Origin of the sequence: Leptolyngbya sp. FACHB-671 (genome assembly GCF_014695745.1) — a bacterium.
In the GTDB taxonomy this organism is placed as follows: Bacteria; Cyanobacteriota; Cyanobacteriia; order Elainellales; family Elainellaceae; genus JAAUTN01.
The window spans coordinates 1-17,833 of sequence record NZ_JACJOV010000154.1 but is presented as its reverse complement, the minus strand read 5'-3'; the positions used below and the strand labels follow the sequence as shown (position 1 = coordinate 17,833).

Sequence of the window (17,833 nt, the reverse complement as noted above, 5' to 3'; positions counted from 1 at the left end):
ATTTCATTTATGCAAAGCTTTCAGCTTCACGAACACGCGACTTCTGTTCCAGTTAATTCATATCAGCTTGAAGAGTGGCAGAAGGGGTATGAATCTCTTCGGGAGGAATTTGACTACTGGATCGATCAGGTCGAAGGAGAAATTCCGCCTGATTTAGAAGGAACTCTATTTCGTAATGGTCCAGGCTTGCTGGATGTCGGTGGGCAACCTTTGCAGCATCCCTTTGATGGCGATGGCATGATTAGTGCGATCGCCTTCTCCCAAGGGAAAGCCCATTTCCGCAACCGCTTCATTCGAACCGAAGGCTTTTTAGCAGAACAAAAGGCACAAAAAATTCTTTATCGAGGCGTATTTGGCACCCAAAAGCCAGGAGGCTGGCTAGCCAACGCCTTTGACTTTCGGTTGAAAAATATCGCCAACACTCAAGTGATCTACTGGGGCGGCAAACTACTAGCCCTGTGGGAAGCCGCAGAACCGCACCGACTTGATCCCCATACACTCGAAACTATCGGAATTGATCACCTAGACGGAGTGTTGAAGCCAGGCTCAGCCTTTGCTGCTCATCCCTGCATTGACCCATCCTGCGCTGAAGATGGGGGTGCACCCTGCCTGGTTAACTTCTCGATTAAGCCGGGGCTTTCTACGACAATTACCATCTTTGAGCTGGACGAGCAGTGCAAAGTAATTCGTCAACACGCTCACGCGGTTCCTGGTTTTGCTTTCATCCACGACTTTGCAATTACGCCAAACTACTGCATCTTTTTCCAAAACCCGGTTCACTTCAATCCAGTGCCATTTGTGGTGGGGTTACGGGGTCCGGGGGAATGTATTCAGTTTCAGGGCGATCGCCCCACTCAAATCATTGTCATCCCGCGCCACGGCTCAGCCCCTGTGCAGACTTTGTCTACTCAGTCAGGCTTTGTATTTCACCATGCCAATGCCTTTGAGCAGGATGGCTATCTGTACGTCGATTCTGTTTGTTACGGCGCGCTTCCGTCGGTCGAGCCAAATGCAGATTACCGTCAGGTCAAATTTGAGGAGCTAGAGCCGGGGCAGCTTTGGCGCTTTCGACTTGACCTCAAAGCTAATACCGTCGAGCGACAGTCAATCGAAAGCCGCTGCTGCGAATTTCCCTTTGTGCATCCTAATCGGGTTGGACGTCCCTACCGCTATGTTTATCTTGGCGCTGCCCATGCTGCTGAGGGCAACGCGCCACTTCAGGCAATTCTCAAAATAGATATGGTTTCAGGTAAGCGGCAAGTATGGAGCGCTGCACCGCACGGCTATGTCGGCGAACCTATCTTTGTGCCTCGCCCACCCGCTACGTCTGCGACCGAACAATTTGAGGCAAATGGTAAAGCATTAGACGATGAAGATCGGGGATGGGTGCTTACACTGGTCTACGACGCGAAGATGGAGCGCTCTGAGTTGGTCATTTTGGATGCTAAAGATTTGACAAAGGAACCTGTGGCTCGACTGCAGTTAAAGCATCATATTCCCTACGGACTTCATGGTAGCTTTACATCAACTTGTTTTCTCTGATAGCCTCAGCCTTCGGGCGGGGGTGACTAAAGGGAAAATCCCGTATACTACTGGTGGAATTCGTCAAGTCAGGAACGTCTAAAGGAAACAATTCTTAAAAGCCAGACTTTAAAGCGAAAGGCTGCAACTCTTTCTTGATTTTGGGAGTCATAGAAGTCTAGCTTGAGTAGGCTGAAGGTAATCAGGGTAGCCAGATCGGGTTCTGCAATGTCATCTCAAATGTGCCGGTTATGCTTTGAGCATCAGTAAGCGCCTCGGTTTTGCAAATTGAGTGCAGCTCACCCCAATTTACCTGCGGTACTGTTTCAGTTCATCTATTTTGGTAACTTGATGGAAAGTTCTTATACGACCTTACTGCTTGAATCTCACTAGTTTAGGGCTCAGGCTACTTATCTAGTTGAGTTTTTCACGGAGAAGCTCGATTAGTCGACTAGTAGCTTACGTTGTTTCAGTAGGGCATTCTATCCTCAATACCTCGCCAAGGAGTGAGATCTAGTGTTGAAGTTCACGATTGTGATCACCACGTATAATCGCGTCTCTTTACTCAAACGAGCAGTCGAATCAGCATTAGCTCAGACTGTACCTTCTGAGGTCGTGGTTGTAGATGACTGTTCAACCGATGAGACTGAGGCATATGTCACCAGTTTGGGCGATCGCGTTATCTATCATCGCAACACTAAAAACGTAGGACACTCAGCTTCCATCAATATTGGAGTCAAAGTAGCTCAGGGAGACTGGGTCAAGCTGATTGACGATGATGACTATTTAGACTTGCAGTGCATCGCTGAGATGAAACGAGCGATCGCCATGCGTCCCCAAGCGGTCATTTGTTCTTGTCAAGCGATTCAGGTAGATGAAAACGAGGTCGAACTGAGTAGAACTCGGCAGACTGGACCTGGTAGATTCTTTTACGTTCCCCAAGAGGACATCCACTACGGCATGTTATTGGAGAAAGTGCCCTTTGGAACACCCGTTCAGGTTGCTTTCCGACGCGATGCTTTCCTTAAATCAGGCGGTTGGGATTCGAGCCTAGATGCTAACTGTGACGATATTGACTCTTGGATCAAGATTGCTCAGTTTGGTGATGCAATTTTTATCAACCGCTACTTAAGCTACCGCACGATTTGGCAAGGGGCACAAAACCGTAAGTTTTCTTTGCAGAAGCGGTTGGATACTAACATTTTGATGAAGCGCAAGATTTATTCACTGGTGAGTGAAAAACATCAGGCTAGTATTCCTTCTCTGTCCGCAATTCAAGATTATTTGAAGCTGCATTGGGGACTTGTTGCTCTAAAGCAGAGAAAACTGTTGGTGGCCTTAAAGCTAGCTACACCCGCATTTCTTTCTCCGTCAGCCTGGGGCATTTTGGCACGAGCCATGTCTGCCCGCAAACAGCCCACTAAAGCTAAAGAAGTCCGAAAGCTAGTGCTCACTGAGCTTGAGGTTTGACCAGCAGCTAGACTGCGTCGTCTCTATGTTTTTGGGGTTCTGCATCTGTTTGAGGTTGAACTTTGAGTGGAACAGGATCATATCCACCCGGGTGAAACGGATGGCACCGTAGAATGCGTTGGGCTGCCAGCCAGCCTCCCCGTAGTGCGCCATGTTGAGCGATCGCCTCAATCGCGTATTGGGAACAAGTCGGCTGAAACCGACAGGTCGGCGGAAAAAGCGGCGAGATCAGCAGCTGATAGCCGCGAACGAGAAAAATTAGCAGGGTTTTCATTGGGGATGGAGGTTTGGGAAAGCCTTAATTCCTATTATCCAAAAGCTGCCGCAGCTTTGGGTAATCGACTTTAGCATTGTGGCGTTTGTCTACTGGGATTTTTTTGACGATTTTGTAGTTTTGGATTTGTGCCCAGACAAGAGTTTTGTGGAGTGCATGGAGGGGCGATCGCTGATCGTCTACATTCGTCCAGCCTTTACTCGTAACGCCCGACTTGGGCTCAATCACTAACACTCTCTGCTCATTCTGCTGCACCACTGCCGTTCGGCGAATGGCTGGATGCAAAGAGGCGGCTGTCTCAACAGCGAAAGGATAAAGAATACCCAACTTGTCCTGAATTCGGGCACTACAGCGCCCTAGCAGCCACACCCGTCCTTGAGTATCCAGGTAGCCTTCGTCGCCGGTGCGGTGCCAGATGACTCCATTCACCTGGAATTTGGTTTCTTCATTGCCTCGTTCGTGCAGGTAGCTAGACAGAACGTGCGCGCCCCTAACGACGATTTCCCCTGCTTGCTTTGGGGGTAGACAGACTGCATCAAATTCGGTTTGAGAATAGGCACCGATGGGATTTCCCCACTGATGCGGCAAGATTCGCAGTTGAATTTCGGGTACGGGCAAGCCTGCAAGTAGTCCCTGTCCCTGAGCCATTTGCTCCAGGTCATGAGGCTGGATTTGCTGCCGCGAAATGTGGGCGATCGGCTCGGCTTCGGTGGAGCCGTAGACAGCGGTAACTTTAGCTTGAGGGGCGATTTGCTGCAATTGTTCTAACAGTTGCGGAAAGACAGGCGCACCCCCACTGAAGATGTTTTCAAAGCTAGGCAGGGTTAGTTTTTGGGTTTGGCAGTGCTCTACCAGACGCGCCAGAAATGCAGGAGAAGCAGCGGTGCTGTGAGGCTGGTAAGTTTGAATCTGCTGGACCACATGACTGGCATTCACCTTGCCTGGAAAGCGTAGGTTTGCATTGGGGATCAAGCTGGTTACGCCAGATGCCAAATTCGCTAGAGCAAAGATGGGCAAGGTAGTTAGGTCAATTTTTCCAGCGGTTAGTTCCAGATTTTTCTGGAGAACTCGATGCTGAGCAATTAAGAATCCGTGCGATCGCACTACTGCCTTGGGTTGCCCGGTGCTGCCACTAGTGAAGGTCAACAGGGCTGGCGTGTCTGCCGTAATAGAAGCAATTTGGGTCAGCGGTTGTAACCTCTGAGCCGATTCCCAGCGTTTCGCACCGGGAACGGGGAAACCGATTGAGTATTTAACTGAAATTTGCTGGAGAGCAGGCGATCGCACCCTCAGCAAATGCGCTTTAGAACTGGCAATGAGTGCCTGAGGCGGATAGAGGGCGCAGCACCGTTCCAGATGTTCCTGTCCGGCAGATGGATCGAGGAACATGGCTACCATTCCCAGTTGGAAGACTGCCATCAGCGCCACATAAAGCTGTGCTGACATGGGCTGGAAAATCAATGCTGCATCACCGGCCCTCAGTCCTGACTGCTGCAACAGCGCGGCAGCCTGATTTGCGAACTGTAGCAACTCTGCAAATGTTAGAGAGCCAAATCGAGGATCGATGATGGCTACTGTATCAGGTTGAGTTTTTGCCTGACTCTGAAGGATTTCAGCAATATTCATTGAGCCATTTTATGGAGTGAGCGACTTGGCAAATAGGGTGTAGCCACGAATCGTCTGAGCATAGTGGCGGCTCAAGCTACGAGAATTGTTTTCATCGTGCATCAGAGCATGAATGGCGCGGCTGTAACCTCGTTGGTGGGCGATCGCCTGACATTCAGCAACCAAAAAATTTCCCAGTCCGGCATATTGGCGATCGGGCAACACCGCTACTGTTTTGATGATGACGGTACTAATTTTCTCGCCCCGCTTTGCCTGGAATAGATCGGGGATCGCAAACAAAAAGCCAACCAATCGCCCCTCATGCTCTGCCATCAGCACCAACTCAGGCTGAAGGTGGGGAAGTATCTGACTGTACTGAGCGGCGAACTCAGGGAAAGCAATCGGCGTGTAAAGAAAATTTTGGCGAAAACTGGTGAGACAGAGGCGATAAATTTTTTCTAGCTCTGAGCCAAACTGCTGGAGGTTGAGCGATCGCACCCTTACTTCCAATTCTTCTAGCCGCCCTGCAACCCGTTCCAATCGAGAATCTTGCTGAGTCAAATCAGAATTCATAGCAGAGCTATAGTGAGTCAGCACTGTAAACCCCTTTGCCCGAACCTGATCGCGCCATTCATCTGGATTATCCGGCTCCAAAAAGAAAACTGGCTCACTGCCCCGCTCGCTCAGCAACCGATAGCGTCGCCAGGTATTGCCATCTATCGGGGCGACTGCCATTGTGCAGCCCTGTTCCAACAACTGCTGGCAGGCATGGTCGAGCAATCGATGAGCAGCGTCCGCATTCTGAACTGCGTAGTGCCCGATTAATCCTAGTTTCTGCTCAGGATAAGGGGGAACATTTCTCCACCAAAGAGAGCAGCGCCCGGCAATCGCTCCCTCCTCGACTAACACCCAATGAGCATCCGGCGAATGGCTCACAAAACTTTGAGCATCCAAAGCAGACAGCCCACTCAACCTGGATAATTCTGTAAGCTGATTTGAGTTCTCAATCTGAAGAAATTGGTACATTGGAGCCAAGCTCTAAAACCGCAACAGATATGGAGCTAACCCTAGAAGCGACCCGATCGCTGTATATCCAGCACGACAGAGCCAGTTGAGCGTATCGGTAGGGCGTTTTCGCAGAAAAGGTTGGGTGAAATAGTAGGCGATCGCAGGTAAAGCAATGCCCACCAGCGACACCAGTACGCAGAAGACAGACGTAAGGGATAGTCCTTCTAACAACAGCAACGGAGCAAACATGAGTAGCCACCCTTTAACCACATAGGTAGTTAGCAGCGTCAGATTAGTGGGTTTCCAGTAGTTCAAAGGAGACATGCCAGCGATGCCGATGATGGCAAGGTTTGCAGCAAAGGAGAGGGTGTAGGGGTAGAGAAATTCGGGGCGATTGAATATGCCAAATAGAAATAACCAGAACAACCCCGCAGCCGCAACACTCAACACGGCATAGATGTTGTGAATTCTCTCCCAATGGGCATTCGGACTTTTGGAATCACTTTCTGACGGTAGCCAGGGCATTGCCTGTCGCTCTTCTGGCGTAAGTGGGATTTCTCGCTGCTTAATCCAGGAAATGAGCAGTGGATAGGTAAGAAACAAAATGGCGGGTGCCAGCAGCCATTGCCACCCGCCCAGGGTCCAACTGAGATAGCCGATGAAAGCAGTTCCCAGCAGCGCACTGTCGTCGAGCGTAGTGCGCTGTCGCCAGCACAGCACAAACGTGACCAAAATCAGGGTGACAATGAGCCGCACAAGTAGCGTCAACGCATCCATTTCCAGATAAAGCTTCAGCAAAATGAAGCCGCCTAGAGGAATGAACAGGTTGTCTAATCCCTGCCAGGCGATCGCCTCAATTAGCATCACCAACAGTCCCAGAATTAGCGCAATCAGCAGGGTTTCTGCCCGTCCAATATCAGTCAACAGCAACAGCGGAATGTGAACACTAAGAAAGGCAATTGTGAAAAAGGTGATAGAACCTTCTGCGCTCTTGTATCCATCCGTAGTGGTGTAGTGAAATTGCCCATAACGCACGCCAATTACTGCTGCGACTGCGTCTGCTAAGGTCAGGATCAGCATGGGAATGCAAAACAGCAGCGGGTCGCCCTGCGACAGCAAAAACAATACGCCTACGGAAATGGGAAAGTAAATTTCACCGAGCGATCGCCTGCCCACGCCGCCTAAGACGCTGCCTAGTCGGATTGTTAGTGGTTTGTAGAGTCGCAGTGCCAGCAACCAAACAATAGCGATCCCGGCTAGCACCAGCACGGGCAGCGTTTCGCTAAACAGCCAGGGAAAGCTGAGCGTGATCAGCCCCATTAGAATGTGCAGCAACTTCCGCACCAGTTCTGGATGAGGGGAGAAGTGGTACTGATAAACTCGCAGTCCAATCATTAGCCCGACCAGCGTAGATAGAACTAAGCCCATTGCAAGCCAAGGGTTCAGTGAGGCGGAGAGAGGGAAGAGGGACAGAGAGGAAGGGGTCATTTGATGATTTCCTCTACGATGAAGGCGCTGTAGAAGAAGGCTTTATCCTGAGCGTGGAGGGATTGTGCTAGTTCCGTCAGCGGTTGGAGTTGGTCTGCCATTGCTGCAGGTCTGCTGCGAGGCACAAGCATATTCCAGTAGGCTAACCGTCCGCCGAGGCGACCTGCTTTGACTAGGCGTTGCAGCAGTTGGTGATAGTGGTCAGGCGAGAGATATTCAAAGATGTCACTGAGGTTGTAGTGGTTGATGGCGTTCTCGCTAACGGTGTCTAAGAAGTTCTCCAGGGAAGTGCAGTGCCATTCCAGGCGATCGAGGTTATTGCGAATTGCGTCAAAGTTTTCTGGACGCAGGGCGTAGGGTAAGGCGGTGAGGTGCTGCCCGGTGAGAATCCACTGGAGGTAAGGGTTCTCGGCTGGATCTAAGGCAGTGAGGGCATAACGGGTTCTTTCTAGAATGCGATCGCCCACACGACCTTCCACATATTTGAAGAAGCTGGGATCGCGTCCCAGTCCCATCACAAAGCGCGAGAAGAACAGGCGAAACAGCGATCGCCAGCGCCAGGTGTCCCAGTCTTGCTGATAGAAAGTTTGGCGTTGTTCGAGAGTGCCGCCTTTGAGCAAGCGATTCACTTGTTCTCGGTGATGGATCAGAGGCAAAATGTAGCGACGAAAGATAGCGAAGTAACGTTCAAATCGTCCAGCCTCACCGATGCCTTTGCGAATTGCGGTACTCCTACGATCCCAAAACTGCTGCACATCGCCCGAAAGCTGCTTACGACAGCATTGATATAGGGCTTCTCGATCTTTACCCGATCGAGACCCAATTAGAATCAGCAGTTCATCATGACTAAGTTCTTGATAAGCGGCGACTCGCAGTTCCAGGCAAGCAAGCTGAGCAGGGCTGAGGTCTAGGGCAATCACTCGCTCTGGACTGCGGCTCAGCATTGCCAGAGCGTTATCCCCAGCTGAGGCAATGGATAGACACACCTGTCCTGGCTGAATGTCTAACGCTTTCAGCAAGATATCGGCATCTTCCCAAACCTGAGCGTAGCGAATTTGAGAAAAGTCAGCGCGGGCTGCAATTTCACTGTCCATTGCCGACCTCCACCAGAGGTGAGGCAGAATCAGACGAATTGGGGGAAGGGGTAATTTCTTGGGAATAGTCCTGGGCGATCGCCTCCACCGCGATCCGTCGCACGATCCCCGTGCTGCCGTCCATCTCTACCCAGTCGCCATCTTTGAGCCACTGAGTCACCTGGGGAATCGAGACGATCGCTGGAATGCCCATCTCCCGTGCCACGATTGCAGAATGAGACAGCAAACTACCCCGCTCGACCAACAGCCCTGCTGCTGCCGGAAACAGCATAATCCAACCGGGATCGGTGCGCTCTGCAACTAAAATGCTTCCCTGGCGAAGAGTTGCCTGTCTGGGATCAGTGATCACCTGCACGGGAGCGCGAACGATTCCAGGACAGCAACCTGTGCCCTTTAAAGAGTCTCCGCTAGCAGGTTTTACTGCAGCTTTAGGGTGGAACGAGTTTTGGTAGACGATACCGTGAGTTTCAAAGCGATCGCCCGGAGCAGGCAACTGCCGATAGCGTGCAAATTCTGCCTGTCGTAGAGCGACCAATCCTTTTAAGTCAGTGCAGGTCGCAGTACCGTCAATGAAACTGAGGATTTCGTTCAATTCCAGGTAAAAAATATCTCTAGGTGAGCTTAGTGCGTCCTGCCCATAGAAACGTTTGCCCAGTTCTACAAATACCTGGCGGGTACGACCAAACAGGCGAGTGCGTTCAAATCGCAGGTTTTCGCGATCGCGCACTCGTTCCCTAGCATTTTTCAACACCCAAGAGAAAATCAGACGGCGTAAAGGATGTCCTTGGAGAGATTGTTTTACCGTTGCCTCGGCTTGTTGTCTTAGGGAAGTGGTTGCGTTGAGCTCCTTAAATTCCCGTTGAAAAGGGAAACTTTGAGTTTGAGACTGCGCCAGTTGTCCCACCGATCGCAACAGCACCAGAGGATCATCATAAAGAGTGGGGCTTTCGAGCTTGAGTTCTTCTAGACAGCGATCGCCAAATTTCTGCAAATATTCCTGATACGGCTGATGAAAAGCTGGGATCAGTTCTATTTGAGGGAGAATCTGCTCGAGCGATCCCGTGCACAGCAGTTGTACAAACGTTTGATCTTGAGTTGCGATCGCCGCAAGCTGCTGCACTCTATGGGCAGGTTCTGCGCTGATCACGCCCCCCTCACCGCTGACCAGATCGTTTTGCAGCGTTCCCTCCGTGTCACTACACCACTGAGTCGTCAGTTTTCGCAACACGCCGTAAAAGATCATCGCAAAGAAATCGTTGACCAGCGGTGCATCCCAGCGGGTGAGCAGTTGTCTCTCCAGGCTGCGGTAATAGGTTGCCAGTTCATCGGGTCGCATTTCCGCTAAACCAGCCGGAAGATGAGATAGGTTTAACGCCCGTTCTAACCGTTGATAAAATCGTTGAATTTGCTGGGGCAGGGTGAAATAGTTTTTCAGCAGCCCTGCAATGCTGCTAACTAACCGAAAACTGTCCTGTAACCGGGCTTTCCAGTTTGCTCCGGTTAGCTCTGTCAGAATCTCGGCAGGCAGTTCTTCCCGAACGCCCATCATTTGCTCCATAAGGCGGCGGTTGACGCTGAATCCGGGCAGCAGTGCCAGCACCCGATACCAGCTCAACAGGTTGTAGTAGATGCGTCCCTGCACTAAGCCCAACATGCGGCGGAAGGTGCTGTCGTGCTGGGCGATCGCCCCTTCTGGCACGCTCATGATTCGGCAAAACTGACGATAAACTTCCTCATAGGCGCGACGGGCAAAGGAAAAGGTCAGCGGAGTAGTAACTCCGCCATAGCTTTCAGCAATGTTGCTGTTGTCCCAGAGATTTAGCACTCCGTCAGGGTCGGGCATCTGCGCCAGAGCGGTAATCGGTCGGGCTTGTAGCAAATACAGCTTGCCGGATGGGTCGATCGCCCATTCGATATCCTGGGGACGACCAAAGTGCGCTTCAACTTGACGGGCAAGGTTGGCGATCGCCCGAACTTGCTCATCGGTGAGAACGGGCTGCTGAACCAGCACTGAATCCACTTCGACTGACGCAATTTCTTGACGGTCGGGAACATAGCGGTGCGCCGATCGCTTTTCTGCGATCTGCTGACTCACGATTTCACCTGCCCGATTTACTTGATAGCTATCTGCATCCACTTCTCCCGATACCAGGGCTGTTCCCAGTCCATAAACGGCTGAAACTAGGGCGATCGCTCTTTGCCCAGTCACGGGATTGGCGCTAAAGGCAACCCCCGAAACTTGGGCATCTACCATTACCTGAACCAGCACCGCTGGAGCCGTAGGGAGATCAAGCTGGTTTTCCTGACGGTAGACGAGCAGGCGATCGCTAAATCCCGATCGCCACACGTCTACAATCCGTTTTGCTACGTCTTGCGGTTCGACAAACAAGAAACTATCCAGTTGTCCTGCGAAGGAGTGCTGCGCTCCGTCTTCGTCAATGGCTGAAGATCGCACAGCGACTCGTTCGCCTTTAGGACAAAGTGCAGCTAGAGCAGTTCTCAATTCGGCTTGAACAGATTCACTGAGGTGAAGGTTGTCAAGGGCTGTGCGAACCTCCGTTGGGGTAAGGGGCGATCGCTCAGCCTCAATCAAACTGTGATCAGCTAAACCGCGATCAGCTAAACTCCGGTCAAACGCAGTTGGAGTTACGACAAACCAGCCAGGAATTGGTAATTTTTTTGGGGCTAATGCTGCCAGTGCACCAGCCTTGCCCCCAAGCTGATTAGCCGCATTTGCATCACTGGCTTGAAGAATAAAGCTCATCGAACCCTCCTGGATCGACTTAGACCAGCCTTAACTGGCAAATTCCCGCAGCAGTACTGGAACAATTCCCAAACATAGATAAATGGTTAATGCCCAAACCCCAGATACCAGATCAATTCTCGTTGCCCACTGCCGCACGGGGTGATACCAAAACCGCCACGCCACAAACACTGCCGCTGTCAACAACAACAGCAACACAATGGTGAACAGTGGGGCAAAACGGATATACAGCGCTGCCAAAAGAGAAGCAAGTGTGGTCAGCCAAATCGCACCCAACCAGGCTCTAACTGCGTTCTGTCGCCCCCACAAGGCAGAATAGGTCTCTACACCTCGTTCCTCATCCTTGGGAGCACGAATTTTGCGCCCGATCTCAAGTACCAACCCAATTAAATAGCTGACGACGGCAAACCATACTACCCCTTGCGATGGTGCAACGCCTGCTGACAGCCAATCACAAGCGGTCGCAGACAGCGCAATCAGTGGCATAATCACCATGTGGCTCAGCATATACACAACGGGATGACCCTTGAGCCATGCGGGTACAAAAAACTCTTTGGTCATCAGACCGAGATAGCCCCACACCAACAGCAAAAGTGGTGCCAAAAAGGGAGACAGCGCCAGTGTTAACCCTAACTGAATAAAGGCGCTGCTAATGCCAACAATGCCCAGTTCCTTGAGCGAGACTAGACCTCGCGGTACGGCACGGTAAGGGCGATAGCGGAAATCATCGGCATAATCTTTAAATTCGTCGGCAATGCGTAATTGGAGAAAAAATAAGAAGGTAATTAGGAAAGCAATGCAAGCTGCTCCAAAAGTTTGTAGAGATGTTCTACCTTCAATTGGTCCGCGCAGCAAGGCTGAATAGCTGACTGCAGAAAAGCTAAAACAAGCAATCAGCAGTCCGTTTTTTACTAAGGGGAACCGTTCTTGTAAATACGTCCACCAGCGTCCCAAAATGTTTTGCAATCGTTCGAACATGTTTACGGATTTGATCAGGTTTCTTTAGGTTGAGCCACAGATTGAGCTGCTTTGCCACGGGCAAGTCGTTGATGGGCACGGGTAAACTCACCAGAGCAAAGCGCTCCAATGATAGACAACTCTCCTGCCAATAGCAGCCCTGCACCGACTTCAGCAAAAGCCTTGGCATTACCGGCTCCAGCTAGCCCCAAAATTTCTAGACATGCCTGCTGGCTAGGTAAGCTTGTGCCTCCTCCCACCGTGCCCACGATCAGGTTTGGTAGTGTCACCGCAGCATAGAGTGCCCCAGTTTCGGTAACTTCAAAGCGGGTGACTCCAACGGCAGATTCAGCAACGCAGGCAGCATCTTGCCCACAAGCAATATACAGTGCAGCTAACCCATTCGCGTAGTGCCCCTGAATGCCAATTGTGCCCGTTAAAGTGCCGCCGATCGCCGACATCTGCCAGTAGTTGACCATCTGCTTTGGGGTCGTGTGCAGCCGCTTTTGCACCAAGTCTGCGGGGAGGGTCACTTCAGCGGTGACTTTTTTGCCACGTATTGAGAGAAAGGATTGGGCGCTGGCTTTTTTGTCTCCAGATAAATTCGCTTCAACAAACGAATACTGAGGCTGAATCGGAGAGTGAGCTTGAATGTAGTCCAAAATTGCCTGAGTTGCGATCGTCGCCATGTTTTGTCCGGCCGCATCACCTGTGGTGAACTGGAAGTCGAGATAGACGTGATTGCCTTCGACCGTGATCCGCAAGTCAGTGAGTTTGCCGTAGCGGGTTGTGGATTCGGCGCATTGTTTGAATTGAGGCTGGTGGGCGATCGCCCACACCATAAACTGCCCCACTTCTGCCAAGTTGCAAAAAGCAAACCCAGGCGCACGGCTAACCCCTTCATTCAGCAAGACTGCGGTACAGCCTCCTGACTCGCTAATCAGTTGACTGCCGCGATGGTAAGAGGCAACCAATGCTGCCTCAGTCGTCGCCAAGGGAATGTAGTAGTCACCCTGAGCAAACAGCCCATTGACCCGCAGTGGTCCAGCCACCCCTACTGGAACCTTGACTGTACCGATGAAGTTTTCGATATTGCGGCGATAGCACTCCATTTGCTGTAGCGTCTGAGCATCGGCTAAAGCTGCCTGAGTCATAGGCTCTGCCTGAAGAATTTGCCAACGCCGCGCAATGGTTTCGGGAGTTAAGCGTGACCCACCGGGTATCTTGGGCGATGGATGGGTTTGCTTAGCTGCAAGCTGTTGCTTCAGCTGTTCAAGATTGGTCTGCGAGGGCGGCAACCCATCTAGCTGAGGTTGCAGCAAGCATTCCAGATATTCACTAGCGTGGCGATAATGAGTTGACATTGATCAAGCGCCTTTTTGCCCAACCGCGCTGATGGCTTTCTGATTGGGATGATATTCACAATTTATGCTGTTTTTCCTGAAACTAGCTTGCAATCTGTACCAGTCTGGCTGGCTGGAACAGTTGACGAAAGAATTTTAGACATTCCTCTACATCTATCTAAAGTTTAAAGTCCTTTCACAGTAACCGGGATGAAACCTGTAGAAATTCACTTTTGCTGATCTGTAGCGGAAGTAGGTAGTTTGGTTTGATGCAGCAAAACCCTTGTAAGCCTTAGGTTTCGCTTTGCTTCACCAACCTACAATAGAGATGGAATAGAGATGGCACGTGCAAAAACCTACTTAATATGCCGATCAAACCATTAGTCCAACCTTGGCAGGCTCAGATGGGCTTTCAGCGAGATTGGGTTTGGCGAGGCTGGCAAACTCGCTATACCTACATTCGGGCTGCTAAAACGGCTGACCCAACTGCGCCACCGCTACTGTTTTTACACGGTTTTGGTTCGGCGATCGCTCAGTGGCACTCCAACCTTGTTCCTCTGAGCCAGTCCCACACCATTTACGCCCTGGATATGTTAGGCTTTGGGGCTTCTGAAAAAGCAGCAGCGCCCTATCGCGTCGATTTGTGGGTCGATCAGGTTTACGATTTCTGGCGCACCTTAATCGGACAGCCAGTGATACTGGTTGGTCATTCTTTAGGAGCATTAGTGTCCTTAACCGCAGCCGTCGCGCACCCAGAGATGATTCGGGGATTAGTGCTGATTACACTGCCCGCTGCTCGTCAGGAAACGCTCCCTGGATGGCTTCAGCCGATTGTAAATACGCTGGAAGGAGCTTTTTCCTCACCCTTGCTGATTCGACCGCTATTTAACCTGATTCGTCGCCCCAATGTTTTAAGGTCAATTTTGCGATTAGCCTATATCAATCCCGAGAATGTAACGGAAGAGGCGGTTGCCAGTTTTGTTGCGCCAGCCTTAGATAGGGGCGCGGCTCAGGCATTTTGTCGGCTCTCCCAAGCTAGAACTAAGACGAACTTTAGCCCTCAAACAAAGCTGTTGTTGCCACAGCTTCAAGCTCCTACTCTGATGCTGTGGGGGGAGCAAGATAAAATTATTCCCCTGGCTTGGGGAAGGCAACTTCCAGCGCTTAATCCGCTACTGCAAATGGTAGAAATCCCGGAGACGGGACATTTTCTTTATGAGGAGCGATCGCAGCAAGTCAACGAGGAAATTCTGACCTGGAGCCGACAATTTTCTAAAACTGTTCCCTGAATTTCCTGAAGACTTAGCTGCGATAACCGTTAGCCAAACAGTTTCCCAGGTCAAGGTTTTGCTTATGCTCCTTGTCCTGCAACCGTGTCCGCCAATCTCGAATGGCTGCGGCTGTGCGAGAAATTGGAGAAACGTAGCCATCTGAGCTAGTAGCTTCCTCCTGCTCTGGATTAGCCAAACGCCGCTGGGTGTTCATGCAGTCGGCTAGCTGATCGAGATGGGGTTCTAAGTCGAGAGCCCGGAGGATTTGCTTAGCAGAACGGTAGCGATCGCGAGGAGAAATTTTCAGCATCTTGCCCAGGATGACAGCAAAGTGGTCGCTCACCTGCACAAACTCCTGCCAGCAGATCTCAGCCGTTGCAGGATCGTAGTCAAACTCTAGCGGCGGCTTGCCCGTTAACAGATACAGACACGTCACCCCAATCGCATAAATATCACTGGCATACAACGGTCTCAAAGAAAGCTGCTCTGGAGGGGCAAAGCCAACGGTACCGACAAAATTGGTAGTAGTTGCTTTCTGAGTCACCTCGCTAGCCTGAGCAATCTGTTCCTTGACCGCGCCAAAGTCAATCAGCACAAGACGACCATCATCCTGACAGCGAATGATGTTAGGGGGTTTGATATCGCGGTGGATTACCTTGTGGCGATGAATGTAGTCTAGAACGGGCAAAATTTCCCGTAAAAACTGCTTAACTGCTGCCTCAGACTGAACGCCGCCATTTTTTACCTCTTTGGCTAATGTACAACCCTTGATGTATTCCTGAATCAGGTAAAACTCGCCGTCTAGCTCAAAATAGTCTAAGAGCTGTGGCACCTGAGCATGGCTACCCAACTGGCTTAGGGTCTTGGCTTCACGCTCAAACCGCTCTTTAGCTCGCTCAAGGATGGCTGGATTGCTAACCTTAGGGCAAAGCTGCTTAATCACGCACAGGGGTGTACCTGGCAGAGTCATGTCTCTTGCAAGGAATGTCACCCCAAAGCCGCCTCGTCCTAACGCACGAACGATCCTGTAGCGATCGCGAAACAGCTTTCTAGAACCGCACAGTTGACCCAAATGAGTCTGATGCTGAGCAGAAGAGCGCAGATTAGACAGCGTTGCAATAGAACAATCCATTCGGTTGAAGCAAGTTGGGTGGATCTAATGGGATCTGCTAAGTGGATCTAGGGAGACAGATAGCTTCAATATTAGCGCCAAGTACGACTTAGTGTGATGCTATTGTAAAGCCCTAATCCTGAAATTAGGATCAGAATTTGCAGATTCAGAACTTGCAGATCTCGAAAGTTGCTTTTGTAGACTCTTGTCAAACTTGTGGTAAGCCATAACTGTTCTCTCGGAGCAAGTTTTCTTGGAGTCAGTTTTTCTCAGAAGTGTTTGAACTAGAGTACTTCAAATTTGAACGTCTGGTAATGCATTGCCCAATTTGATGCAATTGTCGGTCCTCAAGAAGGTTTATGCATCAGTATTTTTGAGGATTAGTGAAGAATTAGCAAAGACAACATTGAAGGGACAAATCCTAAATTGGCAGAGTTGTGGGTTCTTGTAGTCTAAAGTTACTGCCAAAAGTCAACAACGTCGTAACCAAGGTCTCCTAACATCTGTCGTAGCAGCGGTAAGCTCAGTCCAATCACGTTAGTGTGACAGCCTTCCAGTTTTTCAACAAATAATCCCCCTCGTCCATCAATTGCGAAGCAACCTGCACAATTTAATGGTTCTCCAGTAGAGACGTATGCCTCGATTTGGCGATTGCTTACCTGAGCAAAGAAAACTCGCGTTACCTGACAGCGCACCAACGTCTTCTGCTGAGTTTGATCAATCAGGGCGTGTCCGGTGTAGAGTTCGCCGACTTTTCCTCGCATTTGCTGCCAGCGGGTGATCGCCTCTGCTGGATTTGCAGGCTTTCCATGGATCTCACAATTTAGCGCCAGCACCGAATCGCAACCCATCACCAAAGCATTGTTAAACTTTGGAGCAACGACCTCTGCTTTACGTTGAGCTAGAAGCTGCACAAATTCTGCTGGGTTCGTTGCCTGAACCTGCGATTCGTCAAAATCACTGGCCTGGACAATGGGCTCAATTCCAGCATCTTGGAGCAACTGCCGTCGTGCTGGGGATGCAGAAGCCAGCACAAAAGTGGGGACACTTCTCATTGGACTAAAAATAATATTTTTTGTGGAGAGACTAGGCGATGTTTCACGTCCTGCACCCTCCATACAACCCGACTCAGGTTAATAGACTGAAAAAGAACTCACTACATCCTGAAACAGGGCTTTCATCTTGGGCCAACGCCCTTCTGTAGTAGAGAGGTTCAACGTAAATAGCTGTCCTCGTCGAACAGCAACACTAGCTAAATTGTGGCGCTCTTGCTGGTTGGGCAGCTTCACCGCATACTCCAGCCAATAGTAAATTGTGTCACCAATCTGCTTTGACTCAGCATTGACCAGCTCTGCTTCTCGACCTGAATCAGGAGGGGCGATCGCATTTTTAGAAAGCTTGTAACCCACCTCACTGGGAGTCCCTAATTCCTGTAACGTCTTGCCAGCGGGCACCGGGCTAATCACAACACTGACATTCTCAGTTTCTTGAATTAAGTCATGAAATACAACATCAGGACCGTCTTCAACGCGAACCGGGACCCAACCATTGGGATATAAGAACTCGTAACCATCAGAGCTATCGACATATCCCTTCAAACCAGCCGCCGCCGAAACGCAGCTCTGCAAGCTCAGGCTTAATACAACTAGCAGGACGACTGCAATTCGCTTCAGCATTTTTCTAAGTTTCCTCAAAACTTTGGGGTAACACCACCAAAAAAACTTTTGGGGCTTTTCCCACTTTTATATATGTAACTTTATTGTCTCATCAACCGATGCATCCGTTGTACCTCAATCAAAGCTTCATTGCTTCAAGCAAAAAGCGCCCCCTTTCGGGAGCGCTTTTGCTTGAGCTGGACTAGAGTCTAGCCAACAATGCTAGGAGCCTTCACAGAAGCGAGGTCGAGCGGGAAGTTGTGAGCATTGCG

General features: G+C 50.5%; 14 protein-coding genes. 3 read left to right on the top strand and 11 right to left on the bottom strand.

The genetic code is table 11. The features are described from left to right. Positions 1-9: 9 nt before the first annotated feature. Both H6F93_RS27880 and H6F93_RS27875 read left to right on the top strand, forming a co-directional pair. The gene (locus H6F93_RS27880; protein ID WP_190642506.1) at positions 10-1,542 is read left to right on the top strand and encodes a carotenoid oxygenase family protein; all 1,533 of its coding nucleotides are present in this window, start codon (positions 10-12) and stop codon (positions 1,540-1,542) included. Between the two features lie 495 nt (positions 1,543-2,037). Further along, positions 2,038-2,991 carry a glycosyltransferase family 2 protein gene (locus tag H6F93_RS27875; RefSeq protein ID WP_524538030.1) on the top strand — a complete coding sequence of 318 codons (954 nt, stop codon included), beginning with the start codon at positions 2,038-2,040 and terminating at the stop codon, positions 2,989-2,991. Between the two features lie 7 nt (positions 2,992-2,998). Here H6F93_RS27875 and yidD read toward each other — a convergent pair whose 3' ends face one another. Genes yidD through H6F93_RS27835 form a run of 8 tightly spaced genes read right to left on the bottom strand, consistent with a single transcriptional unit; the run spans position 2,999 to position 13,545 of the window. Then, a complete protein-coding gene (gene yidD, locus H6F93_RS27870) occupies positions 2,999-3,265 on the bottom strand; it encodes a membrane protein insertion efficiency factor YidD (RefSeq protein WP_190642505.1) in 267 nt (88 codons plus the stop codon). Between the two features lie 24 nt (positions 3,266-3,289). Beyond that, positions 3,290-4,891: an AMP-binding protein gene (locus tag H6F93_RS27865; RefSeq protein ID WP_190688176.1), complete on the bottom strand. Its 1,602-nt coding sequence runs from the start codon at positions 4,889-4,891 to the stop codon at positions 3,290-3,292. A 9-nt stretch (positions 4,892-4,900) separates the two neighbouring features. Further along, positions 4,901-5,896 (bottom strand): GNAT family N-acetyltransferase, encoded by a 996-nt coding sequence (locus H6F93_RS27860; protein WP_190688172.1) that lies wholly within the window; start codon positions 5,894-5,896, stop codon positions 4,901-4,903. Between the two features lie 12 nt (positions 5,897-5,908). Further along, the gene (locus H6F93_RS27855; protein WP_190688168.1) at positions 5,909-7,366 is read right to left on the bottom strand and encodes a diacylglycerol/polyprenol kinase family protein; all 1,458 of its coding nucleotides are present in this window, start codon (positions 7,364-7,366) and stop codon (positions 5,909-5,911) included. Then, positions 7,363-8,460, bottom strand: coding sequence for a BtaA family protein (locus H6F93_RS27850; protein ID WP_190688165.1), 1,098 nt, complete (start codon positions 8,458-8,460; stop codon positions 7,363-7,365). Before H6F93_RS27850 ends, H6F93_RS27855 begins: the two co-directional genes overlap by 4 nt. Then, positions 8,450-11,224, bottom strand: coding sequence for a PEP/pyruvate-binding domain-containing protein (locus tag H6F93_RS27845; RefSeq protein ID WP_190688162.1), 2,775 nt, complete (start codon positions 11,222-11,224; stop codon positions 8,450-8,452). The genes H6F93_RS27850 and H6F93_RS27845 overlap by 11 nt, the downstream gene beginning before the upstream one ends. Before the next feature lie 30 nt (positions 11,225-11,254). Beyond that, a complete protein-coding gene (locus H6F93_RS27840) occupies positions 11,255-12,202 on the bottom strand; it encodes a UbiA family prenyltransferase (RefSeq protein WP_199314135.1) in 948 nt (315 codons plus the stop codon). A 14-nt stretch (positions 12,203-12,216) separates the two neighbouring features. Beyond that, complete coding sequence (locus tag H6F93_RS27835) at positions 12,217-13,545, bottom strand: hydroxymethylglutaryl-CoA reductase (protein ID WP_190688157.1); 1,329 nt, start codon at positions 13,543-13,545, stop codon at positions 12,217-12,219. Between the two features lie 344 nt (positions 13,546-13,889). On the opposite strand from H6F93_RS27835, the gene H6F93_RS27830 reads away from it, so the two are divergent. Next, positions 13,890-14,813 (top strand): alpha/beta fold hydrolase, encoded by a 924-nt coding sequence (locus H6F93_RS27830; protein WP_190688153.1) that lies wholly within the window; start codon positions 13,890-13,892, stop codon positions 14,811-14,813. 13 nt (positions 14,814-14,826) lie between these two features. On the opposite strand, the gene H6F93_RS27825 is transcribed toward H6F93_RS27830, so the two are convergent. From H6F93_RS27825 to psbP, 3 genes are all read right to left on the bottom strand, one after another. Beyond that, entirely contained in the window at positions 14,827-15,927 is a 1,101-nt protein-coding gene (locus tag H6F93_RS27825; protein ID WP_190642497.1) for a serine/threonine-protein kinase, read from the bottom strand. Positions 15,928-16,364: 437 nt separating this feature from the next. After that, positions 16,365-16,961, bottom strand: a complete 597-nt coding sequence (locus H6F93_RS27820) for a Maf family protein (protein WP_190642496.1) — start codon at positions 16,959-16,961, stop codon at positions 16,365-16,367. Between the two features lie 78 nt (positions 16,962-17,039). After that, positions 17,040-17,582, bottom strand: a complete 543-nt coding sequence (gene psbP / locus H6F93_RS27815; RefSeq protein WP_190642495.1) for a photosystem II reaction center PsbP — start codon at positions 17,580-17,582, stop codon at positions 17,040-17,042. Between the last annotated feature and the right edge of the window lie 251 nt (positions 17,583-17,833).

What these genes read in the sequence shown, in the direction of transcription:
- H6F93_RS27880 (WP_190642506.1), top strand. Translation starts at nt 10, where the DNA reads ATGCAAAGCTTTCAGCTTCACGAACACGCGACTTCTGTTCCAGTTAAT.
- yidD (WP_190642505.1), bottom strand. Translation starts at nt 3,265, where the DNA reads ATGAAAACCCTGCTAATTTTTCTCGTTCGCGGCTATCAGCTGCTGATC.
- H6F93_RS27865 (WP_190688176.1), bottom strand. Translation starts at nt 4,891, where the DNA reads ATGAATATTGCTGAAATCCTTCAGAGTCAGGCAAAAACTCAACCTGAT.
- H6F93_RS27860 (WP_190688172.1), bottom strand. Translation starts at nt 5,896, where the DNA reads ATGTACCAATTTCTTCAGATTGAGAACTCAAATCAGCTTACAGAATTA.
- H6F93_RS27855 (WP_190688168.1), bottom strand. Translation starts at nt 7,366, where the DNA reads ATGACCCCTTCCTCTCTGTCCCTCTTCCCTCTCTCCGCCTCACTGAAC.
- H6F93_RS27850 (WP_190688165.1), bottom strand. Translation starts at nt 8,460, where the DNA reads ATGGACAGTGAAATTGCAGCCCGCGCTGACTTTTCTCAAATTCGCTAC.
- H6F93_RS27845 (WP_190688162.1), bottom strand. Translation starts at nt 11,224, where the DNA reads ATGAGCTTTATTCTTCAAGCCAGTGATGCAAATGCGGCTAATCAGCTT.
- H6F93_RS27840 (WP_199314135.1), bottom strand. Translation starts at nt 12,202, where the DNA reads ATGTTCGAACGATTGCAAAACATTTTGGGACGCTGGTGGACGTATTTA.
- H6F93_RS27835 (WP_190688157.1), bottom strand. Translation starts at nt 13,545, where the DNA reads ATGTCAACTCATTATCGCCACGCTAGTGAATATCTGGAATGCTTGCTG.
- H6F93_RS27830 (WP_190688153.1), top strand. Translation starts at nt 13,890, where the DNA reads ATGCCGATCAAACCATTAGTCCAACCTTGGCAGGCTCAGATGGGCTTT.
- H6F93_RS27825 (WP_190642497.1), bottom strand. Translation starts at nt 15,927, where the DNA reads ATGGATTGTTCTATTGCAACGCTGTCTAATCTGCGCTCTTCTGCTCAG.
- H6F93_RS27820 (WP_190642496.1), bottom strand. Translation starts at nt 16,961, where the DNA reads ATGAGAAGTGTCCCCACTTTTGTGCTGGCTTCTGCATCCCCAGCACGA.
- psbP (WP_190642495.1), bottom strand. Translation starts at nt 17,582, where the DNA reads ATGCTGAAGCGAATTGCAGTCGTCCTGCTAGTTGTATTAAGCCTGAGC.